A 19,227-nucleotide genomic window follows, 5' to 3' on the forward strand; every position below is an offset into this window, starting at 1 on the left:
TAGGAGACACAATGAGCGAATATCTAGTGGAAGAAATGCAACACGCAAAAGGTGCAAAAATAAAAGTCATAGGCTGCGGTGGCGGTGGCGGTAACATGATAGATCATATGGTAAATATGGGTTTACATGATCTTGATCTTATTTCAGCTAATACTGATGCACAAGCTATAGCTAAATCTTTAGCAAAAACTAGAATTCAACTAGGTGAGAAAAAAACCAAGGGTTTGGGTGCTGGAATGCAACCAGAAATTGGAGCAGAAAGCGCAAGAGAAAGTTTTGAAGAAGTAAAAGCTGCTTTAAGTCAAAGCGACATAGTATTTATTTCAGCAGGACTTGGTGGTGGAACTGGTACAGGTGCAGCTCCTGTTGTAGCACAAGCTGCTAAAGAAGTAGGTGCGCTAACTGTTTCAGTTGTAACTATGCCTTTTGCATTTGAAGGAAAACAAAGAAAAAAATTAGCAGAAGCTGGTTTAGCTGAATTAAAAAAAGAAAGTGATTCTATCATTGTAATCCAAAACGAAAAACTTCTTAGTATACTCCCAAAAAAAGCAGGTATAAAAGAAGCATTTAAACTAGTTGATGATATTTTAGCTAGAGCTGTTAGGGGTATGGTGTCTATCCTTTTAGAAGATGGCGATATTAATGTTGACTTTGCTGATGTTAGAACTGTTATGAGCCACAGAGGTTTAGCACTAATGGGCGTGGGTCATGGAGAAGGTGAAAATGCTATCATGGATGCATTATCAAGTGCTATAGAATCTCCATTATTAGACGGCATGACCATGAAAGGCGTTAAAGGCGTAATCATCCATTATAAAATTGGTCCTGAATGCTCATTGATAGAAATTTCACAAGCTACTCAAAGCATTAGCGATATAGCAGATGAAAACGCAAAAGTAATCTTTGGTGCAACGACTGATGAGAGTATGGGTGATCGCGTTGAAGTTACTATCATTGCTACAGGTTTTGAAGATAAAGCTGAAATAGAAAGCGCTAAAGAACAAGAAGAAAGTAAAAAAAATAGCTATATGAATTTACGTAAAGCTAGCGGTGGATTTGATGAAGAAGTGATTTCTCAGCTTGATGTTCCTGCTTTCTTGCGTCGCCAAATGGATTAATTTTTTAGTAAAAATCCTTATATGAATTCTTCATTATTATGTGATTTTTACGAACTAAGTATGGCTTATGCTTATTTTAAACAAAATATGCATAAGCAAATTGTTTATTTTGAAGTTTTTTTTAGAAAAGCTCCTGATAATGCTTCTTATGCTGTTTTTTGTGGATTAGAACAAATCATAAATCATATTAATCATTTTTCTTTCTCTAAAGATGACATAGATTTTTTGAAAAATACTAAAAAATTTGATGATGATTTTTTAAACTACCTTTCAACTTTAAAATTTAGTGGAGGTATACTAAGCGTTAAAGAAGGTGAATGTGTTTTTGCCAACACACCACTAATGATCATCAAAGCGCCTATAATAGAGGCTTTATTGTTAGAAACTTTCATACTTTTAACCCTAAATCATCAATGTCTGATTGCCACTAAAGCCAGTAGAATTACTCAAATTGCAAAAGAAAAATTGCTTTTAGAATTTGGTTCTCGTAGAGCTCATGGAGAAAGTGCAGCTTTAAATGGAGCTAGAGCTGCTTTTATAGGTGGTTTTCATGCAAGTGCTTGTACTTTAGCTGGGAAAAAATTTAATATTCCTATTAGTGGAACCATGTCTCATGCTTGGGTGCAAATGTTTGATGATGAGTTAAGTGCTTTTAGAGCATATTGTCAAATTTATAAAGACAATATAAGTCTTTTGATTGATACTTATGATTATAAAAAAGGTATTGAAAATGCTATTTTAGTTTTTAATGAGTTAAATGCACAAGATTCTATGCAAAATTATTCCATCCGTATTGATTCAGGAGATTTGCTGAAAATCTCTAAATATATTAGAAAAAAACTAGATCTTGCTGGATTAACAAAATGCAAAATCATAGCTAGTAATACTTTAGATGAGTTTATCATAGAAAAATTACTAAAAAACAAAGCTCCAATCGATGCTTTTGGCATTGGAGAAAAGCTTATTACTTCGGCAAGTTCGCCTATTTTTGGAGCTGTTTATAAGCTTGTTGCATTAGAAAAAAACAATCAAATCATCCCTAAAATAAAAATCAGTGCAAGCTCAAGCAAAACAACCTTGCCACATTTTAAAAAACTCATAAGGTATTATAAAAACAATAAAGCAAGTTTTGATATTTTATATACACATGATGAAAGTATCAAAAATTACCAAGGTTATACATATAAAAATTTACATGAGCTTATTTTTAAAGATGGAAAATTAGTTTATGAGCTTCCTAACTTGAAAAATATTCAAGAGTATCATAAAAAAAGTATTGATAGTTTGGATTTTAAACTAAAAAAACTTCAAAATCCAAGTATTTATAAAGTAAAAATTTCTAAAAAATTACAAAATATGCAAAAAACTTACTTAGAAAAAAATTAATCTTTTTTTCTAAGTTTTACCTCATCTTCTACTTCAAGTAAAAATCTATCCACAAGCTCATCTTCTTTTAATTTGGCCACTACTTCACCATGTCTTATAACTAAACCTTGATTTTTTCCAAAAGCAATAGCCACATCAGCACCCTTAGCCTCACCCAAGGCATTTACAACACAACCCATAACACTTATATTTAATGGTTCTTTTATATGTTTAGTTTTTTCTTCTACTATCTTAATCGCTTTAATCAAATCGCTTTGAATTCTTCCACAAGTTGGGCATGAGATGATATTTACTCCACTCTTTTGTACTCCACTATCTTGCAAAATAGCCCTTGCTACTTTAATCTCTTCTTCAAGCTCCCCTGTCATAGAAACTCTCATTGTATCGCCTATACCTTTTAAAAGCAAATTTCCTAAGGCAATCGAGCTTTTAACCGTGCTATGAAATTTAGTCCCTGCCTCAGTAACTCCTAAATGAAATGGATAATCACAAAGCGGTCTTAGAGCTTCGTAAGCTTTTATGGTATTTTGCACATCTGAAGTTTTCATAGAAATTTTAATGTCAAAAAAGTCTAAATCTTCTAGTAATTTTATATTATACAAAGCACTCTCAAGCATAGCCTCTATATTATAACCATATTTATCGCTAAATTGCTTTTCTATAGAGCCATGATTTACTCCTATTCTAATAGGAATTTTTCTTTGCTTACAAGCTTGCACCACTTCTTTGATATTTTCTTTTGAGCCTATATTTCCTGGGTTAATTCTCACCCCATCGATAAATTCAGCACAAAAGACTGCTAGCTTGTGATTAAAATGTATATCCACTATTAAAGGCAAGGGGCTTTTTGCTTTGATTTCTTTTAAAGCTCTTGCATCTGCCATATCTAAACAAGCCAAACGCACTATATTTGCACCAGCAAAATAAAGCCTATTAAGTTGCTCCAAACAACCCTCAGTATCTCTTGTTTTAGTAAAAAGCATAGATTGCACAGAAATAGGAGCATCTCCGCCTATTAAAACATCACCTACTTTTATTTGTCTTGTTTTGTATCTTGTCATTAAAATCACTCTAAAAATATTTTTAGAGTATTATAGCCCAAAAATGGGCTATATCATTAATCTTTTTTATTTTTATTAAGAGATTTATATTTTATATCTGTATCTCTTGTTAAAAGGGTAAAAATTTGATTTGTTAAATCTTGAGTAAGTTTTTTAGCTTCCATTTGATTTTGCAATGAAAAATCAACTAAAATTTGCTTTGCTTTGTTCTTATCTTTTTTATAAAGACTTAAATATTCTTTTTCCATAGCTTCTTGTTTTAAAGATGTGTCTTTTTCAAATTTAGCATAAGCATTTTTTACGATAGGAGCATATTTATTATAATCACTCATTACAAGAGTTTGCAACTTGCGATAAATCCAATAAATTGATTTATCATCAGCTTCATTTGTTCCTTGTTGATAGCCTGCAATAAATTCATCATTACCAAAATAATAAGGCAAATACACACTCAAATCAGCCATTCCTATTGCGACATAATTTAACCTACCTATTTCTTTAGGAAGCCACGGCCTAACTTGCATAATGTGAGATTCATAAGTTCTAAACACACTCACAACACGGTAAATGTTTTCATTTTCATTGAAATTTGCATATGGATCATATTTTGTTCCATCATAGTGCGATCTTAAAGCTTTTTTTAAATCACCCACACTAAGTTTTTGCTCAGGTTGTAAAAACACATTAAAATTAGCACCATTTTTTACATCTTGATTTAAAGATGGATTAAACATTTTTTGTATCCACCAAACTCTAGGATAATTATAAGTTAAATCTCTATCATCATTTCTTGTATAAACTTTAAAAAAATCAAAATCCTTATCTACTTTAGGATTATACGCTTTATGAATGACGGCAAAATTTATTAAATTTTTAGAATGCAAGGTATTTTCATCGTTGAATTTTAATTGCTTCAATCTACCCTGGTTTGCGCTAACAAAATACGAATTATTAGGAATTTTTACAGCCATCCACTGATGTGCTGTGGCACTTTCTAAATACCAAATTTCTTTAGAATCCACAAAAGCTACTCCAAAACCCTCAGCAGCTCCTTGTTTTTCTATAATATCACCCAATAATAAAACACCTTCTTTTGCGCTTTTAATTCTTGGAAGCAAAACATCCAAAATATCATCTTCGCTAATGCCATTTTTCTCATTATAAGGATCAAATTTTAAAAGTTCATCTTTTGCATAAATTGATTCAGTAGCACTTATCCCAACATCCATTTCATTAAAACCAGTAGCACCGTGTAATTTACTTTGCCAATTAGCTATAGTGCTATATTGAAAAGATTTAGTAGGTAAAGGGTAAGTAAAATCATTCATTCCTTGATGTGCTTTAGTGCTATAAATGCCTTTTTGATTTTCAACTCTTGGGTGGATTAGAAAAACCTGTGCCTTATCTGCTTTACTATCAGCACTTCTTGCAACCAACATAGAGCCATCTTTACTTGCTTCATTTGGTACTAAAATAGTAGTGCAAGCTAAAGCATTATTAAACAAAGCACCAAAAAGTACACAGTTTGTAAGAAAACTAAACTTTTTCATTTTCTCTCCTTTAAATTTAAGAAATTAAAAAAGTATATTCTTATCAAAATAAATTTAAAATTAAAAATAAAATATTGTTTTTATTATAAAATAATAATTATTTATAAATAAATACATTTTTCAAGAAAAATCAACTGGATCTATATCGCAAGTAATATTTTTAAAATTTAAAGCAAAATGCTCAAATTTTACAAGCTCTTGATGGGTATTAGCACGCAATAATACATAAAAACGCCATTTTTTATTTAGCATTTCAATACCACAAGCACCATGGCCTACTAATTGCACTTGTTTTAATTCTTGAACTTTATTAGCTATAAATTCACACAAATTTAAAGCTTTGTTTTTATTCTCATCTTCAATAATTAGCCTTAAAAGTCTTTTAAATGGAGGGTAAAGCCCGCTCCTAGCATTTAATTCATCTTTTAAAAAACTATCATAATCTTGTATATATTTTTCAAAAAAAGATCTATTTTTAGTTTGTAAAAGCACCCTACCCTCACCCTTTCGACCTGCACGACCTGCTACTTGCATAGCAAGAGCCAAAGTCTCTTCTAAGGCTTTAAAATTAGGTCTAAATAAGTACTCATCAAGACCCAAAATCACACTCAAATCCACGTTGTGATAATCATGTCCTTTAGCAAGCATGGAAGTACCTACTAAAATATCAATTTTTTCTTGGTTAAAATCTTTTAAAATCATATCAAGCTTTTTTACACTGCTAATCTCATCACTATCAAATCTTTTTATGATAGGATTAAACTCAGCTAATTCTTTTTCTAAAAGCTCACAAAGCTCTGCTGTGCCCATTTTTTTAGCTTCAAGCATAACTCCATTGCAAGTTGGGCAGGTTTGATCGATTTCTTTAGTGAAATTACAATAATGGCATTTTAATGCATTTTTATTTTTATGCAAACTCAAAGCAATAGAACAAAAAGGGCATTTAATAGTATTAGCACATTCTTTGCATAAAATTTGTCTAAAATTTGCCCTTGTAGGTAAAAATACCACGGCTTGCTTTTTATTTCTTAAGCTAATTTTTAATTCTAAAAGCAATTTTGATGAAACACTAAGCTCACTCTCATCATATAAAAACTGCTTTTTACTTTCAAAGAAAGTTCCTTTAAGCCTAAAACAAGGATGTTTATAAAAACTTACAACACTTGGAGTAGCCGAACCCAAAAGAACTTTTATATGCATTTTTTTTGCTACAAATAAAGCTAAATCTCTTGCATTGATTTTTGGATTATTAGAAGCTTTATAAGAATTATCATGCTCTTCATCAATAATAATCAAACCCAAATTCTTAAAAGGTAAAAACAAAGCCGACCTAGCTCCCACTACTAAAAGAGCTTTTGAATTTGCTAAATCTTGCAAACATTCTTGCTTTTTTTTCTTAGTAATTTTAGAATGCCACAAGAAAAAATGCTCGCCAAAATACACTTTTAATCTTTTTTGCATTTGTGGAGTTAGAGCGATTTCTGGCATTAAAAGCAAAACTTGCTTTCCTTGCTCTAAATATTCTTTTATCAAGCTAATATAAATTTCAGTTTTACCACTTCCTGTATCACCAAATAGCAAACTAGTTTGTTTAGTTTTTATAAATTCCAAAGCCTCTTGCTGGTTTTTACTTAAACTAGGTACTTTTTCTATATGAATTTTTTCATTTTTATACTCTTTAATGCTTTCAAACATACCTAAAACAAAAGCTATTTTACTAGCATAATAATAAGCAATAAATTGAGCAAGTTCGTATTGATATTGCGTTAGTTTAAAACCTGTTTTTTCCTTTATAGCTTGGGTTTTAAAATCAGGCTTTGAACATTTTTGCAAAATTATAGCTTTGAGATTTTTTTTCCTTGCAAGATCAACTATTACCTCATCTAAAATTTCAAATTCTTCTTCACTTTCATAAGTTAAGGTGTCTAAATAATATCCTTTAATAGCAAGTTGATAAAAATTCAAAACCCATAATCCTTACAATTTAAACTCACACATTCTAAAAAAACTTTTTCACTATTATAAGAAAAATCTATGTAATTTTTAGAATTTATAAAAAATCTATATTGAGTATTTGCTATTTTCATCCACGATTTTTTAGATGAAATGATTGGTTTTTCTAAAACGCTGTAAGTGCATTGTTTTGTATTTTTATAATTTTGAGAATGATAACATACAAATAATTTTTGATTTTCACTATTTATCAAAGCTTCATCTAAAATTGCTGGAAAATCCTTACTTTCTTTAAATAAAAACTGATTTCTAAGTAAAGACAAAGAAGCATTGATAAGCTCCACCTCACTTTTTACTTGAATGAGTTTAGCATCATTTTTTCCAAAAGAAAAATACGGATAAGCAATTACGCTAAGAATAGCAATAATCATCATACAAAAAACAAGCTCTATCAAAGTAAAAGCTTTTTTTGTTTGCATTTATTTTATTTCTTCATCGATAGTATTGATAAGTTTATTGAGTTCTTTTTTTAAGATATAGTTTTCGTAGCTAAGTTTTACAAAAGCATTAATGAAATTTGCAAGCTCTATCTTGCCTGTGCCTCCAGAAATTAAAGCAATTTCATCTTCAAGATGATTTGCAAATTCATTACTGCATGTTACAACAAAGTCTTTTGCATAGACATTAATTGTAACTTTTCTTTGGTTATTGTTTGCCAAGAACTGCCTCTATTTTTTTGATCACATCTTCGCTTTCAATATTTTTATTTTTAAGCTCTTCTTCTAAACGTGCGATTTGATTATTTTTAGCTTCATTTTGTGCTTTTACACTTACCAATTCATTTCTTAAATTTTCATTTATTTCACATACTTCATTATATTTAGCCAAAAGCTCATTTACTTTATCTGTCATTGTGTTGATTATTCTTTCATCATACATATTTTCTTGCCTTTATTGATTTTATATTTAGAGTATTTTAAACACATAATTGTAACAAAAAAAAATTTAATTTTGCATAGCTTTTTGTTTTAAAATTTAAATTTTTACAAAAAATTTTGTGTAAAATTAGCAAAAATACAAGTTAGGAAAATTTATGTTTGAACTTACTAGTGATTTTAAGCCAAGTCCTGATCAAAAACAAGCCATTGATGGTATAGTAAAAAGCATTAAAGCGGGTAATAAATACCAAACCTTGCTAGGTGTTACAGGTAGTGGAAAAACTTTCACTATGGCAAATATCATTAAAAACTTAAACATGCCTACTCTTATCATGAGTCACAATAAAAGCTTATGCGCGCAACTTTATAGTGAATTTAAAGGTTTTTTTGCAAATAATCATGTGGAGTATTTTATAAGCTATTATGATTATTATCAACCAGAAGCTTATATACCAAGAACAGATGTTTTTATAGAAAAAGATAGTTCTACTAATGAAGATTTAGAAAGATTAAGACTTAGTGCAAGTGCTTCGCTTTTAAGTTATGATGATGTTATTTGTATAGCTAGTGTTTCGGCAAATTATGGTTTGGGAAATCCAAGTGAGTATGTAGGTATGGTTTTGATTTTAGAGCTTAATATGCAAATAAATCAAAAAGAACTTTTAAAAAAACTTGTAGACATGGGTTATAAACGCAATGATAATTTCTTTGATAGGGCTGATTTTAGAGTTAATGGAGATATAGTAGATATATATCCAGCTTATTATGAGGATGAAGCTATTAGGCTTGAGTTTTTTGGCGATGAGCTTGAGGCGATGTATCATTATAATGTCTTAGAAAATAAAAAAGGTAAAGATTTAAAAAAATTCATACTTTACCCAACCAGTCAATTTAGCGTAGGTGAGGCTAGGCTTAAAGAGGCTATAAAAGGTATAAAAGCTGAATTAAATGAACGCCTTGCTTATTTTGAAAATGAAAATAAACTCGTAGAAGCACAAAGGTTAAAACAAAGAGTAGAATTTGACCTTGAAATGCTTCAAAGCACTGGAATGTGTAAAGGAGTTGAAAATTATGCTTTGCATTTAACAGGGCTTAAGAGCGGCGATACACCTTATACGCTTTTTGATTATTTTGCTATTAAAAACCAAGACTTTTTAGTCATTGTAGATGAATCTCATGTATCTTTACCACAATTTCGTGGGATGTTTGCAGGGGATAGAAGCAGAAAGCAAACTTTGGTTGATTATGGTTTTCGTTTGCCAAGTGCCTTAGATAATAGACCTTTGATGTTTGATGAATTTATTAATAAAAATTGTAAATTTTTATTTGTTTCAGCCACACCTGCGCCTTTAGAGTTAGAATTAAGCAAAGAAAATATTTTTTATCAAATCATGCGTCCAACAGGGCTTTTAGATCCTAAAATAGAAATCAAAGATAGTGAAAATCAAGTAGAAATTTTATACGATGAAGCTAAAAAAGTTATAGAGCATAATGAAAGAGTTTTAATAACCGTTTTAACTAAAAAAATGGCCGAAGAGCTTAGTAAATACTACTTAGAACTTGGCTTAAAAGTAAAATACATGCATTCAGAAATTGACGCAATAGAGCGTAATGAAATCATCCGTGGTTTAAGAAGTGGTGCTTTTGATATTTTAATCGGGATTAATCTTTTAAGAGAAGGACTTGACTTGCCTGAAGTTTCTCTTATAGCGATTATGGATGCAGATAAAGAAGGCTTTTTAAGAAGTACCACTGCACTCATTCAAACGATGGGACGTGCTGCTAGAAATGTCAATGGAAAAGTTTTACTTTTTGCCAAAAAAATCACAAAATCTATGCAAGAAGCTATCGATACTACTAATAAAAGAAGGGCTTTACAAGAAGCTTATAATAAAAAACACAACATCACACCAACCTCAGTAAAAAGAAACATAGAAGAAAGTTTAAAACATGAACTTGAGCAAGGAGAAATTTATCGTAAAGGCAAAGAACTTGAAAAAATGCCTGCAAAAGAACGCGCCAAAATAGTAAAAGAATTAAGAAAACAAATGTTAGAAGCAGCTAAAAATCTTGAATTTGAAAAAGCGGCAATGCTTAGAGATGAGATTAATAAATTAAGAACTTTATAAACTCTTATTATTTAAGATTATTTTCATAATATTTTTAATAAACTAAAAATAAATAATAAATTTAAAGTGAAACTATGCTCAAATTTCTTTTGCTTGCCATGTCAATATTTTCTTTCTATGCATGCTCTAATCCAAATGACAAATTTGATGCAATGGGAATTTTTGAAAGTGATGAGATAATTGTCTCTAGTGAAATACAGGGAAAAATTTTAGAATTTAATATCCAAGAAGGACAAAAACTACAAAAAGACCAGATAATAGGAAAAGTAGATAGTGTTTCTTTGGAGTTAAAAAAGAAAGAACTTTATCATATTATTGAAGCGTTAAAACTACAAAAACTAGATATAAAAAACCAACTCTCACCTTTATTTCAGCAACTCAAAGATACCTTAGTAGATAAAAAACGCTATTATACACTTTTGAAAAATGAGGCAATTTCTCAAAAGGAATATGATGATATTAATGCAAAATATTCATTATTAGAAAAAGAAATCAATGCCAAAAAAGAAAATCTAACTCTTAAAAATGCTTCTATAGATGAACAAATTCAAACTGCATTGACCCAAATTGCTATCTTAGAAGATAGTATTGCCAAAAGCTTTATAAGATCTCCTATTTATGGCACTGTTTTAGAAAAGTATGCTTTTGCTGGAGAATTAAGTAAAAATCAAGCATTATTTAAAATAGCAGATTTATCAAACCTATATCTTAAAGCTTATATTATCAATCAAGATTACAACAAAATAAAGCTCAAAGATAAAGTTAAAATAATTTCTGACACGGGTAAAAATTACCAAGGCGTTGTATCTTATATTTCACAAAAAGCTGAATTTACACCAAAGACCATCATGAGTAAAGACGAGAGAGAAAATCTTGTTTATATGATAAAAATAAATGTCAAAAATGATGGTTATTTAAAAATCGGAACCTATGCCGAAGTACATTTTTACCATGATTGAAGTTAAAAATCTTTACAAAAGTTACAATAATAAGAAAGTTCTAAGTGATATTAATTTTAATCTAAATGATGGTGAAATTTTAGGCATTATTGGAGCAGATGGATCTGGCAAAAGTACTTTGTTAAAAATTTTAAGCACTCTTGTATTGCCCGATACAACAAAAACTAAAATTTATGAATATAATCTAGTAAAAGACTATCAACAAATTCGAAAAATAATAGCCTATATGAGTCCTTGTTTTAGCCTCTATGGCGATCTTAGTATAGATGAAAATATAGATTTTTTTGCCAAAATTCACTCTTGTAATTGGAAAGAAAATTTACAAGAAATATTACCTATATATCAGCAATTGCAACAAGTAAAAAATAGAAAAGCAAGCGCTCTTTCTGGAGGAATGAAGCAAAAGCTAGCTCTATGCTGTGCTCTCATTCACAAACCAAAACTTTTAATACTAGATGAACCTACAACTGGAGTGGATCCTTGTTCAAGAAAAGATTTTTGGGATATATTATTGTCTTTAAACAAAAGTATTATCATAACAAGTTCTTATATGGATGAAATTGCAAGATCAGATAAAATCGCTTTTATACAAAATGGTAAATTTATAAGATTAGACAAGCCAAAAACACTATGTGAAAATATTCAATCAGGAATTTATGCTCTAGAAGGAATAAAAATCAAAAATATTATGACAATTTTAAAAAATGATGATAATGTAAAAAATTTTTATGCTTTTAAAGAAAATATTCATATTGTTTTTAAAGAACATACTAATACTTCTAAATGGTTATCTATAATAGAAAAAAAATGCAATCAAAAACTTTCCTTATATAAAACCAATGCAAATCTTGAAGATTGTTTTATGGAATTAAACCATGGATAGTGTTATAAAAACTTCTAATCTTTGTAAATATTTTGGAACCTTTAAAGCAGTAGATGATCTAAATTTTGAAGTTCACAAAGGAGAAATATTTGCCTTTTTAGGAGCCAATGGAGCAGGAAAAACCGCTGCTATAAAAATGCTTTGTGGTTTGAGTTTACCAACAAGTGGAAATGCTTTTATTGGCGGATATGATGTATATAAAGATAGTGAAAAAATCAAACAAAATATAGGTTATATGAGTCAAAAATTTTCGCTTTATGAGGATCTAAGTGTTTTTGAAAATATAGAATTATTTGGCACAATATATGGTTTAAGCACTAAAACAATAAGAGAAAACGGAGACTCATTATTAAATTTTTTAAATATATATGCTTATAAAAACAAGATTGTAAAAGATCTATCTTTAGGTTTTAAACAAAAGCTAGCCTTTTGCGTAGCAACTTTACACAAGCCAAAGATTATTTTTTTAGATGAACCCACAAGTGGTGTAGATCCAAAAACAAGAAGGGATTTTTGGGAACTTATTTACAAAGCAAGCAATGAAAATATTTCTATTTTTATCACAACACACTATATGGATGAAGCAGAATATTGCGATAGAGTAAGTATTATGATAGATGGCAAAATCAAAATTTTAGATACTCCCAAAAATTTAAAAAGAACATATAATGCTAAAGATATACAAGAAGTATTTTTTCAATTAGCAAAAGAAGCAAAAAGATCTTAATATGAATATTTTTCTAGCTATTGTTAAAAAAGAGAGTTTGCATATTATAAGAGATAAAAGGACTATGTTGATAGTATTTTTCATGCCTATAGTGCAAATTTTACTCTTTGGTTTTGCACTTAGCATGGAAGTAAACCATATAAAATTTAGCATTTTAAATTTATCAAAAGATAATACTAGTAAACAAATATCTCAAACACTAATAAATAATCCTTATTTTGAATTTATACAAACTTACCACGACATTAAACAAATGCAAGATGATTTTAAAAACTCTAAAATAGATATGACTCTTATATTTGATCATAATTTTGCAAAAAATCAAATAATTCAAATTGCAATTGATGCAAGTGATCCTAATAGGGCTAGCATTATCAATGCTTATATTGAAAATATTTTATTAGAACAACTTGATGTACAAAATTTCAATATACGTTTTTTATATAATCCTAGTTCTAAAAGTCAATATGTATTTATACCTGGACTAATGGGTATGATTTTAATGTTAATTTGCGCGATGATGACTAGCATATCCATAGTGCGCGAAAAAGAAAATCAAACCATGCAAATGCTACTTAGTGCCCCAATAAGACCTTTTATAATTATATTTGCAAAAATGTTGCCGTATTTTTTTATTTCTAATATTAGCTTATTTATTATTTTGTTGTTATCGGTTTTTGTTTTAAATATACATATTCAAGGAAATCTTTTTATCTTGCTTTGTTTTTGTATGTTATACATTTTTCTAGCTTTAAGCATAGGGCTTTTTGTATCATGTATAACAAAAACACAAGCAAGCGCTATGTTAATATGTGGAATGGTATTTTTAATCCCTATAATTTTACTTTCAGGTATGATATTTCCCACTGAAAGCATGCCAAAAATTCTAGAATTTTTCACCCATTTGATCCCTGCAAAATGGTTTATCATAGGCATTAAAAAAATTATGTTTATGGATGTTAGTTTAAGCTTTTTATTAAAAGAACTTATTATTTTATTGTCGATGAGTTTTATTTTCCTATTTGCAAGCATTAAAAAATTTAAAGATAGGATTGAATAATGCTGTTAAAAGCTTTATTAAAAAAGGAATTTTTACAATTTAAACGTAATAAATTTTTACCACGATTGGTTTTGATTTATCCTTTAGTTCTAATACTTATTATGCCATGGGCAACAAATCTTGAAGTTAAAAATATCAATATAGCAGTAATTGACTGGGATAAAAGTCAGAGTACTAAAAATATAATAAATACTATTGCTAATAACAAATATTTTGACAAAATATACACATTTTCCACGTACCAAGATGCTAAAAAATGTATAGAAAATAACATTTGTGATGCAATATTAGAATTTAACTCAAATTTTGAGCACGATTTTTTCAAAGAAAACAAATTAAATTTATCTCTTTATATTAATGCTATAAATGGAGTAAAAGCCAATATAAGCTTAATCTATATAAATAAAATCATCACTTCAAGCTTAAATTTAAAACAAGACAAAATTAATATCTTAAGCAATTTCAAATTTAATCCAAATCTTAATTACCAACATTATATGATTCCTGCTTTAAGCACTATAGTACTCACTTTACTTTGTGGTTTTTTACCCGCAATTAACATTGTAAGTGAAAAAGAAAAGGGAAATATTGAACAAATAAATGTTAGTCCTATTTCTAAATTTAATTTTATACTAGCCAAGCTCATTATGTACTGGATAATTGGTATAGTTGCCTTTAGTATATGTCTTTTGGTTTCATTTTTTATTTATGATTTGTATCCTAAAAGCAATGTATTGCTACTATGCGCTGTGGTGTTTATTTATATTTTGGCTATTTCTGGATTTGGGATTATCATTTCTAACTATTCCAATACCATAGCACAAGCTATGTTTGTAATTTTTTTCTTCATGATGATTTTTATATTAATGAGTGGACTTTTTACTTCTATACTTTCTATGCCAAAGTGGGCTTATGCTTTAAGCCATCTAAATCCATTAAAATACTTTATAGAATCTTTAAGAATGATTTTTCTAAAAGAAGTTGATATAACAAATTTATATTCTAATTTTATAATACTTGGTATATTTGCGATTATATTTAACTGTTTTGCTATAATAAGTTACAAAAAAAGAAGCTAAAAGCCTTAAAAAGGCTTTTATTTATTTGCTCTTTCTATATATTCTCCACGCACAGTATCAACGCGAATCACTTCCCCTTCTAGCACATGAAAAGGAATTTGTACTACTGCACCTGTTTCTAAAGTAGCTGGTTTTTTGTTTGAGCCTTGAGTGTCACCTTTGAAATTTGGTGCTGTTTCGATAATTTTAAGCTCCATTACTTGAGGCACTTCCACACCGATTGCTTTTCCATTGTGGAATAAAACATCCACCATAGTTCCATCAAGCATCCATTTTTTAGCTTCACCCACATCTTCATCGCTAATTGCAACTTGCTCATAAGTTTGAGTATCCATAAATTGACAATTTTCACCATCATCGTATAGATATTGCATTTGTTTTTCTTCTAAATTTGGAGATTCACATTTATCTCCTGCATGGAAAGTTTTTTCTAAAACCTTACCATCGATAAAAGATTTAATTTTAATACGTACAAAAGCAGGACCTTTTCCTGGTTTTACGTGTTGATATTCTACGATTTTAAAAGGAATACCATCAATTTCTATTTTTAAACCTTTTTTTAAATCTCCCATTCCATAAGAAGCCATATATTTTCCTTAATTTTAAAATTAAAAAATAATTGTAACAATTAAGGCTTATAAAAAGCCTTAAATTTCTGCATATTCTGCAAAAATACAAGCATCAACAGCTCTTAATTCTTCAAGCAAAGCTTTTGAAATTTTTGCATCAAGTAAAATCACAGCTAAAGCTTTTCCAAAGCCATTTCTACCAAGTCTAAAATCAGCTATATTAACATTATTTTTAGCTAAAATTCCGCTAACATTAGCAATAACTCCTGGTATATCATTGTTATTTAAAATTATCATTTTCCCTTTTGGTTTAAAATCTACATCAAAACCATTTAACTCTACTATCCTTTGTTCATTTTCACCAAAAATAGTCCCTGAGATAGAAAGGTTAGAATTATCTGTAATTACCTTTATGGTGATTTTGTTACTATAACCACTACTTGGTAAAATACAAGATGAAAGTTCCACACCCTTGTCTTTAGCTACAAAATGTGCGTTGATATAATTAATATTTTCACCTAAAATTCCTCTTAAAACACTCACTGTTGCAAAAGTTAGCAAAGACTCATTATACTCACTAATTTGTCCTTCACTTTCAAGTTTAATAGCTTTAATAGGAGTTTTATCAAGCTGAGCAGCCAAAAAGCCCATTTTAGAAATAAGCTCAATATAAGGTGCTACAAAACTTGGCAAATCTTCAGTTTTAATTGGTAAATTTAAAGCATTAGGATAAGAAATTCCTCTTGCAGCATTTAAAGCTTGCTCGCATGCTTGGATAGCTATATTTTCTTGACTTTCTAAAGTATTTGCACCAAGATGAGAAGTAACAGAAACATTTTCGAAATCTAAAAATGGATGATTAGTTGCAGGTTCTTTGTTAAACACATCGATACCAAGCCAAGCTATTTTACCACTTTTTAATCCCTCACACAAAGCATCTTCATTATAAAGACCACCTCTAGCACAATTTATCAATCTTACGCCATCTTTCATTTTAGAAATTTCTTCAAAAGAAATCATATCTGTTGTTTCTTTTGTTTTTGGTGTATGTATAGTAATAAAATCACTTTGAGTTAAAATTGTATCTAAAGAATTCACGCACTCAATACCCAAATCAGTCATTTTAGAAGCTACCACATAAGGATCATAAGCTATAACTTTCATACCAAAAGCTTTTGCGCGTACAGCTACTCTTGAACCTATATTACCAAAACCTATAACCCCTAAAGTTTTGTTCATAAGTTCAACACCATACCATTTTTCTCTTTCCCATCTTCTTTGTATTTTTAAAAAATTATGAGCATTTACAAAAGATCTTGCAGAGCATAATAGGTGATTCATAGTAAGTTCAACTGCTGCTATGGTATTAGCCGTTGGCACATTCATAACTATAATGCCTTTTTTAGAGCATTCATCTATATCAACATTATCAACTCCAACGCCTGCTCTAACTAAGGCTTTTAAATTAGAACATGCATTGATAAATTTCAAATCCACATCTGTTGAACTTCTAGTAATAGCTACATCCACATCACTTAATTTTGTTAAAAGCTCATCTTTAGGTAAATGCGCTGCTTCAATAAGTTCTACATCATCAGCTTTTCTTAAAAGCTCCACACCCTTGTCTAATATTGCATCACATACAATAATTTTTTTCATAACCAAACCTCCTTTAATTTTGCATTTATGTTGTAAATTTTTAATTTGTCGATCAGTGCGTTTAAAACTTTTTCATTATTTATATCTAAATAAATTGCCACTTCATCTTTGCTTTGTGTTAAAGTGTATTTGATAAAAAAAGAATGCAAAGTTTGCTTTAAACAAAACATAGAATAAACATCGTTTTTATTTACATCGAGCATATAGAATTTTTGTTTTGGTTTTACTACAGAATCATCCATATTAAAACTCATATAAAATTCATTCGCTGCTGGAGAAAAATCATTAACTTTAAGATTTGAAAGTTTATCTTGCCAAGTTTGTGGCAATTCTTTTTTTATTTCATCAAAAGAATATTTAACATTTTGTGAGATAGGTAAATTTCCAACACTTACATATCTCACCATAAAAACAAAAGCAACAATCAAAACTAGGCTTAAAAAGCCTAAAATACCATAAAGGGTATATTTTTTCATTTGTTATTATGAAAGTTGATCTTTGATAATATCACCTAAAGTTACTTTATCATTATCATTGATTTCATTTAACGCTTCTCTTTCTTTCATTCTTGCAAGACTTTTTACGCTTAAACGAATTCTATTTTTCTTTTCATCAATGAAAACAATTAAAGCTTCTATTGTATCGCCTACTTTTAAACTTGAAAAATCAATATTACCCAAATCTTCTTTGTGAATTAGTGCATCAACGCCCTCTTCAAGCTCAACAAAAACTCCAAAATCCTTAATATCTCTAATTTTTCCTGAGATAATATCATTTACTTGGTGTTTTTGTGCATAAACCTGCACAGGACTTTTTTGCAATTCTTTAGTGCTTAAAGAAATTTTTTGATTTTCTTTGTCAAGCTTGATGATTTTAACTTCTATAACATCACCAACTTTATACATATCTTTGCATTTATCGTTTCTATTCCATGAAGCGTCTTCATTATGCAATAAACCTTCTAAGTTTGCAATTTTTACAAAGGCACCAAAATTAGTCACAGAAGTAACACTACCTTTTACCACATCACCTACTTTATGTGATTTTAAAAACTCATCAAAAGGTTTTGCTAATAAATTTTTTAAAGAAACTCTAAGTCTTCTTTCTTTAGCATTAATCTCAATTACTTCCACATCAAGCTCTTGGCCTTCACTAATATAATCTTTTGGATTTTTAGCATTTTTATCCCAAGAAATTTCACTTATATGTAAAAATCCTTCTATATCATTTCCCAAATCAACAAAAGCACCATATGGCTCTATATTTGAAACTGTAACCTTAATAGTGTCACCAACCTCTAAACCATCTTTAATTTCATCCCAAGGATCAGGCATAGCAAGTTTGATAGATAAAGAAAGATGTTTTTTATCTTTATCATATTTAATCACTTTTACAGGAACCTTATCACCCTCATTATATAATGAACTAGGATTTACCGGTCCTTTATAAGAAATTTCACTATAGTGAACCAAACCATCAACACCGCCTACATCAACAAACATACCATAGGTGGTGATTTTTTTAACAATACCTTCTATGATTTCTTCTTGATTTAACACATTTGAGATAATCTCTTTGCGTTTTTTTCTTTCTTCATCTACTATTTTTTTTCTAGAAACTACTATACTTTGAGCTTCTTTATCAATTTTGATGATTTTAACTTTGAAAGTTTTATTGATGATGTTATTTGAATCTTTAAAGCTACTTTGTGATTTTGGCAAGAAAAATTCTACTCCATTTTCATCCACAGCTACAAAACCGCCTCTATTTTTACCAATGATTTTTACATCAATCATACTTTCATCATCTTTATAATTATCAATAAATTCTTTAACTTTTTGCTTTCTTAAAGCTTTTTTATGAGAAAGTAAAGATCTGCCACCGCGAGAACCCACTATAGCAACTTCTAATGTATCGCCTTCTTTGAAGATAAATTCGCCTTTGTCGTTTTGAATTTCTTCTATTGCCAAAATACCTTCTGATTTTTGCCCTACATTTACAAATACTTCATCGCCTTTAATCGCGACAATTATACCCTGTGTAGTTGCCTCCTCATCAGACTTGAAAGATTCCTCGAGCATTTGCTCAAAATCTTCTTCTATAATAATATCCTCTAGTCTGTTTTGAACTTTTTTGTTCACCTCGCTCATCGTGGT

18 protein-coding genes are annotated in these 19,227 nt (G+C 29.4%); 8 read left to right on the forward strand and 10 right to left on the reverse strand.

Translation table 11 applies throughout. The features are described 5' to 3' along the window. The first annotated feature begins 11 nt into the window (after positions 1-11). Positions 12-1,118, forward strand: coding sequence for a cell division protein FtsZ (ftsZ, locus tag L8X36_RS02135; RefSeq protein ID WP_039626779.1), 1,107 nt, complete (start codon positions 12-14; stop codon positions 1,116-1,118). Positions 1,119-1,139: 21 nt separating this feature from the next. Next, positions 1,140-2,504: a nicotinate phosphoribosyltransferase gene (locus L8X36_RS02140; RefSeq protein WP_263682330.1), complete on the forward strand. Its 1,365-nt coding sequence runs from the start codon at positions 1,140-1,142 to the stop codon at positions 2,502-2,504. Here the strand turns inward: L8X36_RS02140 and ispG are convergent. The 6 genes from ispG to L8X36_RS02170 all read right to left on the reverse strand — a co-directional run bounded on the left by ispG (position 2,501) and on the right by L8X36_RS02170 (position 8,007). Further along, positions 2,501-3,565 (reverse strand): flavodoxin-dependent (E)-4-hydroxy-3-methylbut-2-enyl-diphosphate synthase, encoded by a 1,065-nt coding sequence (gene ispG / locus L8X36_RS02145; RefSeq protein ID WP_412175670.1) that lies wholly within the window; start codon positions 3,563-3,565, stop codon positions 2,501-2,503. The genes L8X36_RS02140 and ispG overlap by 4 nt on opposite strands. 56 nt (positions 3,566-3,621) lie before the next feature. Then, the gene (locus L8X36_RS02150) at positions 3,622-5,115 is read right to left on the reverse strand and encodes a C69 family dipeptidase (RefSeq protein WP_263682331.1); all 1,494 of its coding nucleotides are present in this window, start codon (positions 5,113-5,115) and stop codon (positions 3,622-3,624) included. Positions 5,116-5,235: 120 nt separating this feature from the next. Further along, positions 5,236-7,080, reverse strand: coding sequence for a primosomal protein N' (locus L8X36_RS02155; protein ID WP_263682332.1), 1,845 nt, complete (start codon positions 7,078-7,080; stop codon positions 5,236-5,238). Beyond that, complete coding sequence (locus tag L8X36_RS02160; protein ID WP_263682333.1) at positions 7,077-7,547, reverse strand: type II secretion system protein; 471 nt, start codon at positions 7,545-7,547, stop codon at positions 7,077-7,079. The genes L8X36_RS02155 and L8X36_RS02160 overlap by 4 nt, the downstream gene beginning before the upstream one ends. After that, positions 7,548-7,787, reverse strand: a complete 240-nt coding sequence (locus L8X36_RS02165) for a hypothetical protein (protein WP_012661889.1) — start codon at positions 7,785-7,787, stop codon at positions 7,548-7,550. Further along, complete coding sequence (locus tag L8X36_RS02170) at positions 7,774-8,007, reverse strand: hypothetical protein (RefSeq protein ID WP_012661890.1); 234 nt, start codon at positions 8,005-8,007, stop codon at positions 7,774-7,776. Before L8X36_RS02170 ends, L8X36_RS02165 begins: the two co-directional genes overlap by 14 nt. 154 nt (positions 8,008-8,161) lie before the next feature. Between L8X36_RS02170 and uvrB the strand changes: the two genes are divergently transcribed. The 6 genes from uvrB (at position 8,162) to L8X36_RS02200 (ending at position 14,843) form a co-directional block, all read left to right on the forward strand. Continuing rightward, positions 8,162-10,135 carry an excinuclease ABC subunit UvrB gene (uvrB, locus tag L8X36_RS02175; protein WP_263682334.1) on the forward strand — a complete coding sequence of 658 codons (1,974 nt, stop codon included), beginning with the start codon at positions 8,162-8,164 and terminating at the stop codon, positions 10,133-10,135. A 74-nt stretch (positions 10,136-10,209) separates the two neighbouring features. Further along, the gene (locus L8X36_RS02180) at positions 10,210-11,094 is read left to right on the forward strand and encodes an HlyD family secretion protein (protein WP_263682335.1); all 885 of its coding nucleotides are present in this window, start codon (positions 10,210-10,212) and stop codon (positions 11,092-11,094) included. Then, on the forward strand, positions 11,087-11,977 hold the full coding sequence (locus tag L8X36_RS02185; protein WP_263682336.1) for an ABC transporter ATP-binding protein: 891 nt from the start codon (positions 11,087-11,089) through the stop codon (positions 11,975-11,977). The genes L8X36_RS02180 and L8X36_RS02185 overlap by 8 nt, the downstream gene beginning before the upstream one ends. Continuing rightward, complete coding sequence (locus tag L8X36_RS02190; protein WP_263682337.1) at positions 11,970-12,704, forward strand: ABC transporter ATP-binding protein; 735 nt, start codon at positions 11,970-11,972, stop codon at positions 12,702-12,704. Before L8X36_RS02185 ends, L8X36_RS02190 begins: the two co-directional genes overlap by 8 nt. Before the next feature lies 1 nt (position 12,705). Next, positions 12,706-13,764 carry an ABC transporter permease gene (locus L8X36_RS02195; protein WP_263682338.1) on the forward strand — a complete coding sequence of 353 codons (1,059 nt, stop codon included), beginning with the start codon at positions 12,706-12,708 and terminating at the stop codon, positions 13,762-13,764. After that, entirely contained in the window at positions 13,764-14,843 is a 1,080-nt protein-coding gene (locus L8X36_RS02200) for an ABC transporter permease (RefSeq protein WP_263682339.1), read from the forward strand. The genes L8X36_RS02195 and L8X36_RS02200 overlap by 1 nt, the downstream gene beginning before the upstream one ends. Positions 14,844-14,860: 17 nt before the next feature. Here the strand turns inward: L8X36_RS02200 and efp are convergent, their stop codons facing one another. Genes efp through L8X36_RS02220 form a run of 4 tightly spaced genes read right to left on the reverse strand, consistent with a single transcriptional unit; the run spans position 14,861 to position 19,221 of the window. Continuing rightward, positions 14,861-15,430: an elongation factor P gene (efp, locus tag L8X36_RS02205; RefSeq protein ID WP_039618934.1), complete on the reverse strand. Its 570-nt coding sequence runs from the start codon at positions 15,428-15,430 to the stop codon at positions 14,861-14,863. A 60-nt stretch (positions 15,431-15,490) separates the two neighbouring features. Further along, the gene (locus L8X36_RS02210; protein WP_039618935.1) at positions 15,491-17,071 is read right to left on the reverse strand and encodes an alpha-ketoglutarate reductase / D-3-phosphoglycerate dehydrogenase; all 1,581 of its coding nucleotides are present in this window, start codon (positions 17,069-17,071) and stop codon (positions 15,491-15,493) included. After that, positions 17,068-17,547: a hypothetical protein gene (locus L8X36_RS02215; protein ID WP_263682340.1), complete on the reverse strand. Its 480-nt coding sequence runs from the start codon at positions 17,545-17,547 to the stop codon at positions 17,068-17,070. The genes L8X36_RS02210 and L8X36_RS02215 overlap by 4 nt, the downstream gene beginning before the upstream one ends. 6 nt (positions 17,548-17,553) lie before the next feature. After that, a complete protein-coding gene (locus tag L8X36_RS02220; protein WP_263682341.1) occupies positions 17,554-19,221 on the reverse strand; it encodes a 30S ribosomal protein S1 in 1,668 nt (555 codons plus the stop codon). Between the last annotated feature and the right edge of the window lie 6 nt (positions 19,222-19,227).

The sequence above is a fragment of the Campylobacter sp. CNRCH_2014_0184h genome, from assembly GCF_025772985.1.
GTDB lineage: Bacteria > Campylobacterota > Campylobacteria > Campylobacterales > Campylobacteraceae > Campylobacter_D.

What these genes read in the sequence shown, in the direction of transcription:
- uvrB (WP_263682334.1), top strand. Translation starts at nt 8,162, where the DNA reads ATGTTTGAACTTACTAGTGATTTTAAGCCAAGTCCTGATCAAAAACAA.
- L8X36_RS02220 (WP_263682341.1), bottom strand. Translation starts at nt 19,221, where the DNA reads ATGAGCGAGGTGAACAAAAAAGTTCAAAACAGACTAGAGGATATTATT.
- efp (WP_039618934.1), bottom strand. Translation starts at nt 15,430, where the DNA reads ATGGCTTCTTATGGAATGGGAGATTTAAAAAAAGGTTTAAAAATAGAA.
- L8X36_RS02150 (WP_263682331.1), bottom strand. Translation starts at nt 5,115, where the DNA reads ATGAAAAAGTTTAGTTTTCTTACAAACTGTGTACTTTTTGGTGCTTTG.
- ftsZ (WP_039626779.1), top strand. Translation starts at nt 12, where the DNA reads ATGAGCGAATATCTAGTGGAAGAAATGCAACACGCAAAAGGTGCAAAA.
- L8X36_RS02210 (WP_039618935.1), bottom strand. Translation starts at nt 17,071, where the DNA reads ATGAAAAAAATTATTGTATGTGATGCAATATTAGACAAGGGTGTGGAG.
- L8X36_RS02200 (WP_263682339.1), top strand. Translation starts at nt 13,764, where the DNA reads ATGCTGTTAAAAGCTTTATTAAAAAAGGAATTTTTACAATTTAAACGT.
- L8X36_RS02160 (WP_263682333.1), bottom strand. Translation starts at nt 7,547, where the DNA reads ATGCAAACAAAAAAAGCTTTTACTTTGATAGAGCTTGTTTTTTGTATG.
- L8X36_RS02180 (WP_263682335.1), top strand. Translation starts at nt 10,210, where the DNA reads ATGCTCAAATTTCTTTTGCTTGCCATGTCAATATTTTCTTTCTATGCA.
- ispG (WP_412175670.1), bottom strand. Translation starts at nt 3,565, where the DNA reads ATGACAAGATACAAAACAAGACAAATAAAAGTAGGTGATGTTTTAATA.
- L8X36_RS02190 (WP_263682337.1), top strand. Translation starts at nt 11,970, where the DNA reads ATGGATAGTGTTATAAAAACTTCTAATCTTTGTAAATATTTTGGAACC.
- L8X36_RS02215 (WP_263682340.1), bottom strand. Translation starts at nt 17,547, where the DNA reads ATGAAAAAATATACCCTTTATGGTATTTTAGGCTTTTTAAGCCTAGTT.
- L8X36_RS02140 (WP_263682330.1), top strand. Translation starts at nt 1,140, where the DNA reads ATGAATTCTTCATTATTATGTGATTTTTACGAACTAAGTATGGCTTAT.
- L8X36_RS02195 (WP_263682338.1), top strand. Translation starts at nt 12,706, where the DNA reads ATGAATATTTTTCTAGCTATTGTTAAAAAAGAGAGTTTGCATATTATA.
- L8X36_RS02185 (WP_263682336.1), top strand. Translation starts at nt 11,087, where the DNA reads ATGATTGAAGTTAAAAATCTTTACAAAAGTTACAATAATAAGAAAGTT.
- L8X36_RS02170 (WP_012661890.1), bottom strand. Translation starts at nt 8,007, where the DNA reads ATGTATGATGAAAGAATAATCAACACAATGACAGATAAAGTAAATGAG.